The 13,359-nt window shown below is 41.4% G+C and carries 13 protein-coding genes; 12 read left to right on the forward strand and 1 reads right to left on the reverse strand.

Annotated elements, in window-relative coordinates; translation table 11 throughout:
• Positions 1 to 115 precede the first annotated feature (115 nt).
• The 8 genes from EKB01_RS00975 to EKB01_RS01010 all read left to right on the forward strand — a co-directional run bounded on the left by EKB01_RS00975 (position 116) and on the right by EKB01_RS01010 (position 5,509).
• The gene (locus EKB01_RS00975; protein WP_167265302.1) at positions 116 to 1,516 is read left to right on the forward strand and encodes a Cof-type HAD-IIB family hydrolase; all 1,401 of its coding nucleotides are present in this window, start codon (positions 116 to 118) and stop codon (positions 1,514 to 1,516) included.
• Between the two features lies 1 nt (position 1,517).
• Entirely contained in the window at positions 1,518 to 1,877 is a 360-nt protein-coding gene (locus tag EKB01_RS00980) for a S1 RNA-binding domain-containing protein (protein ID WP_042902736.1), read from the forward strand.
• Positions 1,878 to 1,930: 53 nt separating this feature from the next.
• Positions 1,931 to 2,680, forward strand: coding sequence for a tRNA1(Val) (adenine(37)-N6)-methyltransferase (locus tag EKB01_RS00985; protein WP_167265304.1), 750 nt, complete (start codon positions 1,931 to 1,933; stop codon positions 2,678 to 2,680).
• Positions 2,670 to 2,954 carry a GIY-YIG nuclease family protein gene (locus EKB01_RS00990; RefSeq protein WP_000349631.1) on the forward strand — a complete coding sequence of 95 codons (285 nt, stop codon included), beginning with the start codon at positions 2,670 to 2,672 and terminating at the stop codon, positions 2,952 to 2,954. The genes EKB01_RS00985 and EKB01_RS00990 overlap by 11 nt, the downstream gene beginning before the upstream one ends.
• A gap of 85 nt (positions 2,955 to 3,039) precedes the next feature.
• Positions 3,040 to 3,975, forward strand: coding sequence for a manganese-dependent inorganic pyrophosphatase (locus EKB01_RS00995; protein ID WP_167265306.1), 936 nt, complete (start codon positions 3,040 to 3,042; stop codon positions 3,973 to 3,975).
• An 85-nt stretch (positions 3,976 to 4,060) separates the two neighbouring features.
• The gene (locus EKB01_RS01000) at positions 4,061 to 4,573 is read left to right on the forward strand and encodes a YiiX/YebB-like N1pC/P60 family cysteine hydrolase (protein ID WP_167265308.1); all 513 of its coding nucleotides are present in this window, start codon (positions 4,061 to 4,063) and stop codon (positions 4,571 to 4,573) included.
• On the forward strand, positions 4,557 to 5,207 hold the full coding sequence (locus EKB01_RS01005; protein WP_167265310.1) for a DUF1803 domain-containing protein: 651 nt from the start codon (positions 4,557 to 4,559) through the stop codon (positions 5,205 to 5,207). Before EKB01_RS01000 ends, EKB01_RS01005 begins: the two co-directional genes overlap by 17 nt.
• A gap of 101 nt (positions 5,208 to 5,308) precedes the next feature.
• Positions 5,309 to 5,509, forward strand: coding sequence for a CsbD family protein (locus EKB01_RS01010; protein ID WP_000051179.1), 201 nt, complete (start codon positions 5,309 to 5,311; stop codon positions 5,507 to 5,509).
• 30 nt (positions 5,510 to 5,539) lie between these two features.
• Here the strand turns inward: EKB01_RS01010 and EKB01_RS01015 are convergent, their stop codons facing one another.
• Entirely contained in the window at positions 5,540 to 6,985 is a 1,446-nt protein-coding gene (locus EKB01_RS01015; RefSeq protein WP_167265312.1) for a UDP-N-acetylmuramoyl-L-alanyl-D-glutamate--L-lysine ligase, read from the reverse strand.
• 105 nt (positions 6,986 to 7,090) lie between these two features.
• Between EKB01_RS01015 and EKB01_RS01020 the strand changes: the two genes are divergently transcribed.
• The 4 genes from EKB01_RS01020 (at position 7,091) to EKB01_RS01035 (ending at position 13,288) form a co-directional block, all read left to right on the forward strand.
• Positions 7,091 to 8,713: a polysaccharide biosynthesis protein gene (locus EKB01_RS01020; RefSeq protein ID WP_070696319.1), complete on the forward strand. Its 1,623-nt coding sequence runs from the start codon at positions 7,091 to 7,093 to the stop codon at positions 8,711 to 8,713.
• A 202-nt stretch (positions 8,714 to 8,915) separates the two neighbouring features.
• On the forward strand, positions 8,916 to 10,874 hold the full coding sequence (locus EKB01_RS01025; RefSeq protein WP_084853346.1) for a peptide ABC transporter substrate-binding protein: 1,959 nt from the start codon (positions 8,916 to 8,918) through the stop codon (positions 10,872 to 10,874).
• Between the two features lie 145 nt (positions 10,875 to 11,019).
• Positions 11,020 to 12,114 (forward strand): cystathionine gamma-synthase, encoded by a 1,095-nt coding sequence (locus EKB01_RS01030; RefSeq protein ID WP_167265314.1) that lies wholly within the window; start codon positions 11,020 to 11,022, stop codon positions 12,112 to 12,114.
• Positions 12,115 to 12,121: 7 nt separating this feature from the next.
• Entirely contained in the window at positions 12,122 to 13,288 is a 1,167-nt protein-coding gene (locus EKB01_RS01035) for a MalY/PatB family protein (RefSeq protein ID WP_167265316.1), read from the forward strand.
• Positions 13,289 to 13,359: the final 71 nt, after the last annotated feature.

Consider the following 13,359-nt stretch of genomic DNA (forward strand, 5'->3'; position numbering starts at 1 on the left):
AGAGAGGGCTAGTTATACTGGCTCTCTTTTTGATAGGATTTTCATCTTTTTTCAAAAAAGGAATTTCCTAAGGTTTATGGTATAATGGAAGGAGTGATAAAAAAGAGGTAGAGAGATGGATGCAAAATTAAAATACAAGGCAAAGAAGATTAAAATCATCTTTTTTGATATTGATGATACCTTGCGTACGTCAAAGACAGGTTTTATTCCAGTTACAATTCCCACTGTCTTTAAACAGTTACGTGAAAAAGGAATTTTAACAGGAATTGCCTCTGGGCGCGGTATTTTCGGTGTCGTTCCAGAGATTCGTGAGCTCAAGCCGGACTTTTTTGTAACCCTAAATGGGGCTTATATAGAAGATAAAAAAGGCCAGGTCATTTATCAGCATCAGATTGAGAAGTTAGATGTTGAGGAGTATGTTTCTTGGACCAAGCGAGAAGGGATTGAGTACGGCTTGGTTGGCAGTCATGACGCCAAACTCTCCACTCGAACAGAACTGATCAGTGAGGCTATTGATCCGATTTATCCAAACTTGGATGTGGATCCAGATTTTCATGAAAAAGCGGACATATACCAGATGTGGACCTTTGAGGAAAAAGGGGATGACTTGCGGTTACCAGATAGTCTCTCTGGTAAACTTCGCATGGTGCGTTGGCATGAACATTCATCTGATATCGTGCCGATTTCAGGATCAAAAGCAACTGGTGTAGCCAAGGTGGTGGAGCACTTAGGCTTGAAACCAGAGAATGTTATGGTCTTTGGGGACGGTCTTAACGATTTAGAACTCTTTGATTATGCTGGAATCAGTGTTGCTATGGGTGTTTCCCATGAAAAGATTAAAGAAAAAGCAGATTATATTACAAAAACAGTAGAAGAAGATGGCATTTTTGATGCCTTAGAAGGATTTGGTATGGTAGAAAAAGAATTGCATTTCCCACAAATAAATATTGAAACAGTAGAAGGTCCTCTTGCGACCATTAAGACAAATCACGGAGACTTGCGTATCAAGCTCTTCCCTGAACAGGCTCCTAAAACAGTAGCCAACTTTGTTGCTCTTTCAAAAGATGGTTACTATGATGGTGTCATTTTCCACCGCATTATCAAGGACTTTATGATCCAAGGCGGGGACCCAACCGGTACTGGTATGGGCGGTGAGTCTATTTATGGACAAGCTTTTGAAGATGAATTTTCTGAGGAGCTCTATAATATCCGTGGTGCCCTTTCTATGGCCAATGCGGGTCCAAATACCAATGGTAGCCAGTTCTTTATCGTGCAAAACCAACATTTGCCATATTCTAAGAAAGAGATTGCGCGTGGTGGTTGGCCTGAACCAATCGCTGAGATTTATGCAGAACAAGGTGGAACTCCTCACCTTGACCGTCGCCATACTGTTTTTGGGCAATTGGTAGACGCGGAATCGTTTGCGGTCTTGGATGCCATTGCAGCTGTTGAGACAGGGGCCATGGATAAACCAGTTGAAGATGTAGTAATTGAAACGATTGAAATTGAGGACTAGGATGAAAATTGGTGATAAGCTAACTGGGCGTATTACAGGAATTCAGCCCTATGGTGCCTTTGTTGAGTTAGAGACAGGGGTGACAGGGCTGATTCACATCTCGGAGATTCGGACGGGATTTATTGAGAATATTTATGACATTTTAAAAATTGGTGATGAAGTTCAAGTACAGGTGGTGGATTTTGACGAATACACTGGGAAGGCTAGTCTTTCTATCCGTACTTTGGAAGAGGAAAAACATCAATTGCCAAGACGGAGACGTTTTTCAAATGATCGTATCAAGCACGGTTTTGCACCACTTGGACGAATGATGCCTGTTTGGACGCGTGAGGCACTTGATCATTTAAAGAAGAAACCATAAATACGATTATCCAAATCATTTGTAATATTAACATAATTTGTTATAATAAAAGTATGAAAGAAGAACAATTATTAAAACCAGGAGAGCGAATCAACCAGCTCTTTTCGACAGATATCAAGATCATTCAAAATAAAGAGGTGTTTAGCTATTCGGTAGATAGTGTTCTCTTATCACGCTTTCCTCGCTTCCCTAAACGGGGCTTAATTGTGGACTTTTGTGCAGGAAATGGGGCAGTAGGGCTTTTTGCCAGCACTCGTACTCAGGCGCAGATATTATCTGTAGAGATTCAGGAGCGCTTGGCAGATATGGCAGAGCGTTCGGTTCGATTGAATGGTTTGGAAGAGCAGATGCAGGTCATCTGTGATGATTTGAAAAATATGCCTGCCCACATTCAGGGAAGTAAGGTGGATATGATTTTGTGTAATCCGCCTTATTTCAAGGTGGATCCGCATTCCAATCTCAACGAGAGTGAACACTACCTTCTGGCCAGACACGAAATTACGACTAACCTAGAAGAAATCTGCCGAAGTGCTCAGAGTATTCTCAAGTCTAATGGCCGTTTGGCCATGGTTCATCGTCCAGATCGGCTCTTGGATATCTTGGACATGCTCAAACGCCATAATTTAGCTCCTAAGCGCCTGCAATTTGTCTATCCGAAACGTGAGAAGGAGGCCAATATGCTCTTAATCGAAGCTATCAAGGATGGCTCAACGAGTGGCTTTAAGGTCTTACCACCTCTCATTGTTCACAATGATGATGGTTCCTATACCCCAGAAATTCAAGAGATTTACTATGGATCATAAGGCCTATATGTATGTGGTGGAGTGTCGCGACGGGTCGTACTATACTGGCTATACAACGGATGTGAAGAGGCGCCTTGCCGTTCATAATAGTGGTAAGGGGGCCAAGTATACCCGAGCTCGCTTGCCAGTCAAGCTTATCTATGTAGAGGGTTTTGCCAGTAAGGAAGAAGCCATGTCTGCAGAGGCTCTCCTAAAACGAAAGAAACGTCCACAGAAGGAACGATTTTTATCTGAAAATCAAGAGAAGAATCTAGTCAACCATATTGATGTCTAACGAGGAGTCTTTTGACTCCTCTTACTTTTGTCAAAAGAGGAAAAAAGTGCTACAATAAGATGAATAAATTTAAAGAGGTATTATCATGTCTAAGATTCTAGTATTTGGTCACCAAAATCCAGACTCAGATGCCATCGGGTCATCTGTAGCCTTTGCCTATCTTGCAAAAGAGGCTTATGGATTGGACACAGAAGCAGTAGCACTTGGAACTCCTAATGAAGAAACAGCTTTCGTTTTGAACTATTTTGGTGTAGAAGCACCACGCGTCATTACATCTGCTAAAGCAGAAGGTGCAGAGCAAGTTATCTTGACTGACCACAATGAATTCCAACAATCAGTGTCAGATATTGCTGAAGTAGAAGTTTACGGAGTTGTGGATCACCACCGTGTGGCTAATTTTGAAACTGCCAGCCCGCTCTACATGCGCTTGGAACCAGTTGGATCAGCTTCATCTATCGTTTACCGCATGTTCAAAGAACATGGTGTGGCAGTTCCTAAAGAAATCGCAGGTTTGATGCTTTCAGGTTTGATTTCAGATACCCTTCTTTTGAAATCACCAACAACACACCCATCTGACAAAGTCATTGCTCCTGAGTTGGCAGAATTAGCAGGTGTGAACTTGGAAGAGTACGGTCTCGCTATGCTGAAAGCTGGTACAAACTTGGCTAGTAAATCTGCTGAAGAATTGATTGACATCGATGCTAAGACATTTGAACTCAACGAAAATAAGGTTCGTGTTGCCCAAGTCAATACAGTTGATATTGCTGAAGTCTTGGAACGCCAAGCAGAAATCGAAGCAGCAATGCAAGCTGCTAATGCGGCAAACGGCTACTCTGACTTTGTTTTGATGATTACAGACATCGTCAACTCAAACTCTGAAATTTTGGCTCTTGGATCAAACATGGACAAGGTGGAAGCAGCCTTTAACTTCAAACTTGAAAACAACCACGCTTTCCTTTCAGGTGCTGTTTCACGTAAGAAACAAGTGGTGCCTCAGTTGACTGAGAGCTTTAATGGGTAAGTTCCTGATGTCAGTTCAAAATAGGAAAGGCTAGTTTGTCTTATATCGAAAGGAGTTTTAACTCCTTTTTTTCTAGGAGAGAAGCATGTTAGCAAATGGCGATTTGATTTTTGTGAAGGACCTTTCAGATATGGGGCAGGCCATCCAAACTTCTACTGGGAACTATAGTCATGTAGCCATCTTTTTGGATGGTTTCATCTACCATGCTAGTGGGCAAGCTGGTGTCATTTGTCAAGAACCGGCTGAATTTTTTGAACCAACTCATCTCTACGATCTTTATGTCTATCCAGAGCTGGAAGCTGACTTGGTAAAGGAGAGAGCTAGCAAACATTTGGGTGCACCCTATAATGCCTCTTTTTATCCAGATGGATCTGGCTTTTACTGCTCTCAGTATATCGCAGAAATCCTGCCTATTTTTGAGACTATTCCGATGCAATTTGGGGACGGGGAGCAGGAAATTAGTGATTTCTGGAATAAATACTATAGAGAACTAGGAATAGCCGTGCCTCTGAATCAGCCAGGGACCAATCCTAGTCAGTTAGCAGCATCCCCTCTTTTAAAATGTAAAGAAAGGAATCTTCATGATTCAGATTTTTAATCCTTCTCGTTTGACTCGACAACTATTTTTTATAGATTTGGTTGACTATCTGGATCAGCATGACGATGTGATTCTACGAGAAATCAAGGCCCAGTTTCCAGATGTATCAGTTGATAAGCTTATGGAAGAGTATATAAAGGCAGGCTTGATTCTAAGGGAAAATAAACACTATTCGCTCAATCTCCCTTTTTTAGAATCTACGGATGATTTAGCCCTTGATCAAGAGATTTTTATCAGAGAGGACAGTCCAGTCTATCAAGGCTTGCTGGAGAAGACTTTTGAGACAGAATTGCGCAATCAAACCAATGCCGCCATTTTAGTCGAACGTACGGACTTTGCAAGAGAAAAGATGACTCTATCCAACTATTTCTACAAGGTCAAGAATCAATATCCTTTGACAGAAAAACAGCTGGAACTCTATGATATTTTAGGAGATGTTAACCCTGAGTATGCCCTCAAATATATGACGACTTTTTTGTTAAAATTCCTCAAAAAAGATCAACTGATGCAGAAACGCCGTGATATCTTTGTGGATAGTTTGGTCGTCCTGGGCTATATTGTGCAAAAAGAAGATGGAAAGTATGAGTTAGCTGCTGATTTTGATAAGGAACGGTTGACTTTCTATTTGTCTTAATGGCTTCATTTTGAGCTGATTGTTTGACTTTGCTAAAGAATAAGCATAAACTGAATGTAAGCGATAACGTTTATCGTATTAAAAGCAAAGGAGACAGAGCTATGTCACTTGAAAATAAATTGGATCAAGCAACTGGTGCTATCAAAGAAGGATTTGGTAAAGTTACTGGCGATAGCAAGACAGAAGCAGAAGGCACTGTAGAAAAAACAGTTGCGAAAGCAAAAGAAGTAGTTGAAGATGCTAAAGGTGCTGTAGAAGGTGCCGTTGAAGGTCTTAAAAACTCATTTAAGAAAGAAGACTAAAAAATCAAGGGAAATATTCCCTTGATTTTTTTATAGATAACGTTCTGCGATAGCTGCGTCTCCAGGATAGTCTTCTTTCTTTCCTTGTACGATCTGGTAACAATCAGCTCCCTTACCAGCAATAATTACGGCATCGAGTTCTTGATTTGTGATGGCCATGGCCGCCTTGATGGCTTGTTCACGATCGGCAATCTTTTCGACAGGATGACTGATATAGCTGCTGATTTCTTCAGCAATGGCCATTGGATCTTCATAGTTGGGGTCATCAGCGGTGAGAAAGACTTGAATCTCAGGATGTTGATTGAGGAGGAGACCAAAGTCTTTGCGACGACTTTCACCCTTGTTTCCAGTCGAACCGAGAACCAGAGCGATCTTTCCAGTTTGATGAGTTTCAACAACAGAAATCAGTTTTTTAAGACTATCGCCATTGTGGGCATAGTCGATGAAGACTTTGGCTCCATTTTTCTGAGTCAGGACTTCCATACGTCCAGGAACGCGGGTTGCAGCGATTCCCTTTTTGATATTTTCAAGACTAGCGCCTAGACGGAGGCAGGCAAGTCCTGCAGCAACGGCATTTTCTTGGTTAAAGTGGCCAATGAGTTGAATATCATAATCACCAGCGAGTTTACCTGTAGCTGAAAAGCTAAAGGCTTTGGAGTTATCGATTTGATTGCTTGACTGGCTACCATAGAAGTCATGTTCTTGATGTTCCACTTGTTCTTTCAGTACAGAAAAGTGATCCATGTCGCTGTTAATGACAACTGCTCGGCTATTTTTCATCAAGAGACGTTTGTGGTAGAAGTAATCTTCAAAGCTAGGATGCTCAATCGGTCCGATATGGTCAGGAGTGATGTTGAGAAAGACACCTACATCAAAGGTCAGGCCATAGACTCGATGAACAAGATAGGCTTGGCTAGAGACTTCCATTACAAGATGGGTTCGACCATTCTTAACAGCCTGAGCCATCATGTCGAAAAGATCGATGTTTTCAGGTGTTGAGAAGGAAGATTTAAAGAAGGTCTTGCCATCTAGAGTTGTATTCATAGTTGACAAGAGGGCTGTTGGGTAGCGTTGAGATAGAATGTGGTAAGCAAAGTAAGCAGATGTTGTCTTTCCTTTTGTCCCTGTGAAAGCGAGAATTTTTAGTTTCTCTTGCGGATTACCATAAAATTCCATCGCAATCAAACTCATGGCTTTCTTGATATCGTTCACAACGATGACGGGGATACCGACTTCGTAGTCCTTTTCGGCAACATACCAGGCTAAGCCCTGAGTTATAGCAGAAAGAAGGTATTCTTTTTTAAAGGCAGCGCCTTTTGCAAAAAAAAGAGTGCCTTCTTTTACTTTTCGGCTGTCGTAACTGATGCTATCAAAAACAACTTCACTGTAGTTGTAGTGGTAGTGTCCTTGGTCGATAATCTCGCGGAAGAGATCATCTTTCTTTAATATATCTAACACGGTTTCAATCTTTATCATACTTTCTATTGTAAACCGAAAGTCTGAATTTTACAAGTAACAAGGAAAAGTTTATAATGGAAGATGAGGAAAATTTCCTAGTTATCAAAATTGAATGAGGAAGCTATGTCTAACGAAAACAATCACCAGCAGGCCCAGATGTTGCGAGGGACTGCTTGGCTAACAGCTAGTAACTTTATTAGTCGCCTTCTTGGGGCTATCTACATTATTCCCTGGTATATCTGGATGGGAACCTATGCAGCCAAGGCAAATGGTCTCTTTACCATGGGCTACAATATTTACGCCTGGTTTTTGCTGATTTCGACAGCTGGTATTCCAGTTGCGGTTGCCAAACAAGTGGCTAAGTACAATACTATGCGAGAAGAAGAGCATAGCTTTGCCTTGATTCGGAGTTTCCTAAGCTTTATGACGGGCTTGGGCTTAGTCTTTGCTTTGGTCTTGTATCTCTTTTCTCCCTGGCTAGCAGATTTGTCAGGTGTGGGGAAAGATCTGATTCCCATCATGCAGAGCTTGGCTTGGGCGGTCTTGATTTTCCCATCTATGAGTGTCATCCGAGGTTTCTTCCAAGGGATGAATAACCTCAAACCCTATGCTATGAGTCAAATCGCTGAGCAGGTGATCCGTGTTATCTGGATGTTGATGGCAACCTTCTTCATTATGAAGATGGGTTCTGGTGACTACTTATCAGCCGTTACCCAATCGACCTTTGCAGCCTTTGTAGGGATGGTAGCAAGTTTTGCAGTTTTGATCTACTTCCTTGCTCAAGAAGGTTTGCTTAAAAGAGTTTTTGAAACACGGGATAGGATCAATAGTAAGCGACTCTTAGTCGATACCATCAAGGAAGCCATTCCCTTTATCCTGACAGGATCAGCCATTCAACTCTTCCAAATCTTAGACCAGATGACCTTTATCAATAGTATGAAGTGGTTTACCAACTACAGCAATGAAGACTTGGTTGTCATGTTTTCTTATTTCTCTGCCAATCCTAATAAAATTACCATGATTTTAATCTCTGTAGGGGTTTCCATTGGTAGTGTCGGCTTGCCGCTTTTGACGGAAAACTATGTAAAAGGTGACTTGCCAGCGGCGGCTCGCCTAGTCCAAGATAGCCTTACCATGCTCTTCTTATTTCTACTACCTGCAACGGTTGGAGTGGTCATGGTAGGGGAGCCTCTTTATACAGTCTTTTACGGTAAGCCAGATAGTCTGGCCATGGGCTTGTTTGTCTTTGCAGTTTTGCAGTCTACTATCCTAGGCTTGTATATGGTCTTGTCTCCTATGCTTCAGGCCATGTTCCGAAACCGCAAGGCAGTTCTATACTTTATCTATGGTTCCATTGCTAAGATTGTCTTGCAATTGCCAACCATTGCTATTTTCCATAGTTACGGTCCTTTGATTTCAACGACTATCGGCTTGATTATTCCAAATGTCCTAATGTACCGAGACATCTGTCAGGTAACGGGTGCTCGTCGAAAGATAATCTTGAAGCGAACCATTTTGATTACCATCTTAACACTTGTCATGTTTATCCTAGTTGGCTTCTTGCAGTGGCTACTCGGTTTTGTCTTCCAACCAAGTGGACGTTTCTGGAGTTTCCTTTATGTGGCTCTCATCGGAGGGCTTGGAGGAGGTCTTTATGGTTTGATGAGCCTACGGACACGACTCTTAGACAAGATAATCGGCAAAGCTCAAGCAGACCGACTACGGACACGATTGAAAATATCGTAAAAAGATTTATAAATAAAAGCAATGAATTTAACCTTTCTTTAATAGAAAGGTTTTTATACTACATTTTTCTTAAAAAAAGAGAACTTTTTCTAAAATTAAGAGCAAAAAATATGCTTTTTTAAGTTTTTCTTCAGAAATTACTTGACTAAATAAAACTAAAGCTGTATAATAAGACAAAACTTTTAAACAGGAGGTTCTGGAAATGAAAAAGTCTAAGGCCAAGTATCTGACACTTGCAAGTGTCGTGTTAAGCGCAGGTATCTTACTGAGCGCATGTGGAAATTCAAGTAGCGCTACTAAAACATATAACTATGTTTATTCGAGCGATCCATCTAGTTTGAACTATCTTGCAGAAAACCGTGCAACAACCAATGACATCGTGACCAATTTGGTGGATGGGTTGATGGAAAATGACCAATACGGTAACTATGTTCCATCATTGGCAGAGGATTGGACTGTTTCTCAGGACGGTTTGACCTATACTTACAAATTGCGTAAGGATGCAAAATGGTATACTTATGAGGGTGAAGAATATGCCCCTGTAACGGCACGAGACTTTGTGACAGGTTTGAAATATGCTGCTGATAAAAAATCCGAAGCCTTGTACCTGGTTCAAGACTCTGTAGCAGGTTTGGATGACTATATCAACGGGAAAACAACTGACTTTTCAACTGTCGGTGTTAAGGCGATTGACGACCAAACAGTTCAGTACACTTTGACACGTCCAGAATCTTATTGGAATTCTAAAACAACTTCAACCATTCTCTTCCCTGTCAATGCAGATTTCTTAAAATCAAAAGGGGATGACTTTGGTAAGGTAGACCCTTCTAGTATTTTGTACAATGGACCTTTCTTGATGAAATCGTTTGTTTCAAAATCTGTTATCGAATTCAAGAAAAATCCCAACTACTGGGATGAAAAAAATGTCTTTGTGGATGATGTGAAATTGGCCTATTATGATGGTAGTGACCAAGATGCACTAGCACGTAACTTTGTAGAAGGAGTATACAGCTACGCGCGTCTCTACCCAAATAGCTCAAGCTTTGAAGGTATTAAAGAGAAGAACAAGGATAACATCATCTATAGTATGCAAAACGCAACTTCTTATTACTTGAACTTCAACTTGGACAGAAAGTCTTATAACTTCACGTCTAAATCTTCAGATATCGAAAAGAAATCAACCCAAGAAGCAGTTCTGAATAAAAACTTCCGTCAAGCCTTCAACTATGCTTATAACCGTACAGCCTATGGAGCACAATCTCAAGGGGAGGACGGAGCGACAAAGATTATTCGTAACTTGGTTGTACCTCCAACATTTGTAAGTATCAACGGAAAAGACTTTGGCGATGTTGTTTCAGAAAAGATGGTCAACTATGGCCAAGAATGGCAAGGAATCAACTTTGCAGATGCGCAAGATCCATACTACAATCCTGATAAGGCCAAGGCTAAATTTGCAGAAGCTAAGAAAGAATTGGAAGCTAAGGGTGTGCAATTTCCAATCCACTTGGATGTAACAGTTGACCAATCAGCTAAAAAAGGTGTACTTGAAGCAAGTTCTTTGAAACAATCCATCGAATCTGTTCTAGGAGCTGAGAATGTGGTTATCGATATCCAACAGCTATCAACAGATGACTTTGACAACTCTAGCTACCTAGCTCAAACTGCAGCTCAAAAAGACTTTGATATCTATAATGGCGGTTGGAGTGCGGACTACTTGGATCCATCAAGCTATCTTGATATCTTAAATGTCAATAACGGTGGTATGTTGCAAAACATTGGTCTAGAACCAGGTGAGGTCAATGACAAGGCTAAGGCAGTTGGTCTGGATACTTACACTCAAATGTTAGAAGAAGCGAACAAGGAGCAAGAACCAGCAAAACGTTATGAAAAATATGCTGAAATTCAAGCTTGGCTCGTTGATAGCGCCCTTGCTATTCCAAACGTTTCTCAGGGTGGAACACCGACCTTGAGAAAGACAGTTCCATTCTCATCACCATTCTCACAAGCTGGAAATAAGGGTGTCGAATCATACAAGTATCTCAAGTTACAAGATAAGACTGTAACGGCTGATGAGTATGAAAAAGCTAAAGAAAAATGGCAGAAAGAAAAAGAAGAATCAAATAAAAAAGCGCAAGAAGAACTGGCAAAACACGTTAAATAACCAGTCTATTCAACAGGAAAAACGATAGTTTCTTAAGGAACTATCGTTTTTATATAGTTTGAAACTATAGCTAGCTCTTGAAAACAAGAAAATGAGTTAGTGAAAATAAGTGGTACAATAGTTACTATAGATTTGGAGGTATTGTATGAGCAAAGAACTACACATCAACACAATTTTGGCCCAGGCGGGAATCAAGTCAGATAAGGCAACAGGTGCCTTGGTAACACCGCTTCATTTTTCAACCACTTATCAGCATCCGGAGTTCGGTCAGTCTACGGGATTTGACTATACTCGGACTAAAAACCCAACTCGCAGTAAGGCGGAGGAGGTTTTGGCGGCTATTGAATCAGCGGACTATGCCCTAGCGACAAGCTCAGGAATGGCTGCGATTGTACTGGCCTTTAGTGTCTTTCCAGTAGGAAGTAAAGTCTTGGCTGTTCGTGATCTGTATGGGGGTTCTTTCCGTTGGTTCAACCAAGTGGAGCAGGAAGGCCGTTTCCATTTTACCTATGCCAATACAGAAGAAGAGTTGATCGCTGAGTTAGAGAAAGATGTGGATGTTCTCTATATCGAAACGCCAACCAATCCCTTGATGTTGGAATTTGATATTGCCAAACTAGCCAAACTAGCTCATGCCAAGGGTTCCAAGGTAGTGGTAGACAATACCTTCTACAGTCCGATTTACCAACGTCCGATTGAAGATGGTGCGGATATTGTTCTTCATTCAGCAACCAAGTATCTAGCAGGGCACAATGATGTCTTGGCTGGGGTAGTTGTGACTAATAGTTTAGAACTATATGAGCAACTGTTCTACAATTTGAATACGACAGGTGCGGTCTTGTCACCATTTGATAGTTATCAGTTGATTCGTGGTCTTAAAACTCTACCTCTTCGTATGGAGCGTTCTACAGCCAATGCTCAAGAAGTGGTTGCCTTTTTGAAGGATTCTCCAGCAGTCAAGGAAGTTCTCTACACTGGACGTGGGGGGATGATTTCCTTTAAAGTAGTGGATGAAAAGCGTATTCCTCATATTTTAAATAGCTTGAAGGTCTTCTCTTTTGCGGAAAGTTTAGGTGGGGTAGAGAGTCTCATTACCTATCCAACGACGCAAACCCATGCGGATATTCCAGCAGAAGTGCGCCATTCCTATGGTTTAACAGATGATCTCTTGCGCTTGTCAATTGGGATTGAAGATGCTAGAGATTTGATTGCGGACTTGCGCCAAGCTTTGGAAGGATAAGACAGATATGGGAAAATATGATTTTACAAGCCTGCCTAATCGTTTTGGGCATCATACTTATAAATGGAAAGAAGCGGAAGATGATCGAGAAGTTCTACCAGCTTGGATAGCAGATATGGACTTTGTGGTTTTGCCTGAAGTTCGACAAGCTGTACAAGCCTACGCAGATCAGTTGGTCTATGGCTATACCTATGCTAGCGATGCTTTGATTGAATCGGTTCAGGACTGGGAAGCCACACAACACGGCTATCGCTTTGACAAGGATGCCCTCGTCTTTATCGAGGGAGTGGTACCGGCCATCTCAACAGCTATTCAAGCCTTTACAAAAGAGGGAGAGGCTGTTCTGATTAACACACCAGTCTATCCACCTTTTGCCCGCAGTGTCAAACTGAATAATCGCAGATTGATTACCAATTCTTTGGTGGAAAAGGATGGGTTGTTTGAGATTGACTTTGACCAGTTGGAGAAGGATATGGTGGAAGAGGATGTGAAGCTTTATATCCTTTGCAATCCTCACAATCCTGGTGGACGTGTTTGGGAAAAGGAAGTGTTAGAAAAGATTGGTCATCTCTGCCAAAAACACGGTGTCTTGCTTGTTTCAGATGAGATTCACCAAGATTTGGCTCTCTTTGGTCACAAACACCAGTCTTTTAATACCATTGATCCAGACTTTAAAAACTTTGCCCTTATCTTGAGCAGTGCCACTAAAACCTTTAATATTGCTGGGACTAAGAATTCCTATGCAGTTATTGAAAATCCAAAGCTTCGTGTTGCTTTCCAAAAACGCCAGTTGGCCAATAACCAGCATGAGATCTCAGGCTTGGGGTATTTGGCGACAGAAGCTGCCTACCGTTATGGCAAGGATTGGTTAGGAGAGTTAAAGGAAGTCATCGAGGACCACATTAACTATGTAGTGGATGTTTTGGGCAACGAAACCAAGATTAAGGTCATGAAACCGCAAGGTACCTACTTGATTTGGCTTGATTTTTCAGCCTATGACCTAACGGATGACCGCTTGCAAGAGCTTTTGAAGAATGAAGCCAAGGTTATCTTAAATCGAGGTTTGGACTTTGGAAAGGAGGGAACTCTTCATGCCCGCCTCAATGTAGCTATGCCGAAGTCAGTACTGGAAGAAGTTTGCCAACGCATCGTGACCACTTTTTCTACACTTTAAAATCAAGCCTTCTAGGAGAAAAGTCTTCCTAGAAGGCTATTTTTGTAGGGGAAAATGTGGTATAATGAAAA

Origin of the sequence: Streptococcus sp. CCUG 71758 (assembly GCF_011714815.1) — a bacterium.
Classification (GTDB): Bacteria; Bacillota; Bacilli; order Lactobacillales; family Streptococcaceae; genus Streptococcus; species Streptococcus halitosis.

Excerpts from the sequence above, each read along its gene's own strand:
- EKB01_RS01020 (WP_070696319.1), top strand. The coding sequence starts at position 7,091 with ATGTCTAACGAAAACAATCACCAGCAGGCCCAGATGTTGCGAGGGACT.
- EKB01_RS01030 (WP_167265314.1), top strand. The coding sequence starts at position 11,020 with ATGAGCAAAGAACTACACATCAACACAATTTTGGCCCAGGCGGGAATC.
- EKB01_RS01010 (WP_000051179.1), top strand. The coding sequence starts at position 5,309 with ATGTCACTTGAAAATAAATTGGATCAAGCAACTGGTGCTATCAAAGAA.
- EKB01_RS01035 (WP_167265316.1), top strand. The coding sequence starts at position 12,122 with ATGGGAAAATATGATTTTACAAGCCTGCCTAATCGTTTTGGGCATCAT.
- EKB01_RS01005 (WP_167265310.1), top strand. The coding sequence starts at position 4,557 with ATGATTCAGATTTTTAATCCTTCTCGTTTGACTCGACAACTATTTTTT.
- EKB01_RS01015 (WP_167265312.1), bottom strand. The coding sequence starts at position 6,985 with ATGATAAAGATTGAAACCGTGTTAGATATATTAAAGAAAGATGATCTC.
- EKB01_RS00995 (WP_167265306.1), top strand. The coding sequence starts at position 3,040 with ATGTCTAAGATTCTAGTATTTGGTCACCAAAATCCAGACTCAGATGCC.
- EKB01_RS00975 (WP_167265302.1), top strand. The coding sequence starts at position 116 with ATGGATGCAAAATTAAAATACAAGGCAAAGAAGATTAAAATCATCTTT.
- EKB01_RS00985 (WP_167265304.1), top strand. The coding sequence starts at position 1,931 with ATGAAAGAAGAACAATTATTAAAACCAGGAGAGCGAATCAACCAGCTC.
- EKB01_RS00990 (WP_000349631.1), top strand. The coding sequence starts at position 2,670 with ATGGATCATAAGGCCTATATGTATGTGGTGGAGTGTCGCGACGGGTCG.
- EKB01_RS01025 (WP_084853346.1), top strand. The coding sequence starts at position 8,916 with ATGAAAAAGTCTAAGGCCAAGTATCTGACACTTGCAAGTGTCGTGTTA.
- EKB01_RS00980 (WP_042902736.1), top strand. The coding sequence starts at position 1,518 with ATGAAAATTGGTGATAAGCTAACTGGGCGTATTACAGGAATTCAGCCC.
- EKB01_RS01000 (WP_167265308.1), top strand. The coding sequence starts at position 4,061 with ATGTTAGCAAATGGCGATTTGATTTTTGTGAAGGACCTTTCAGATATG.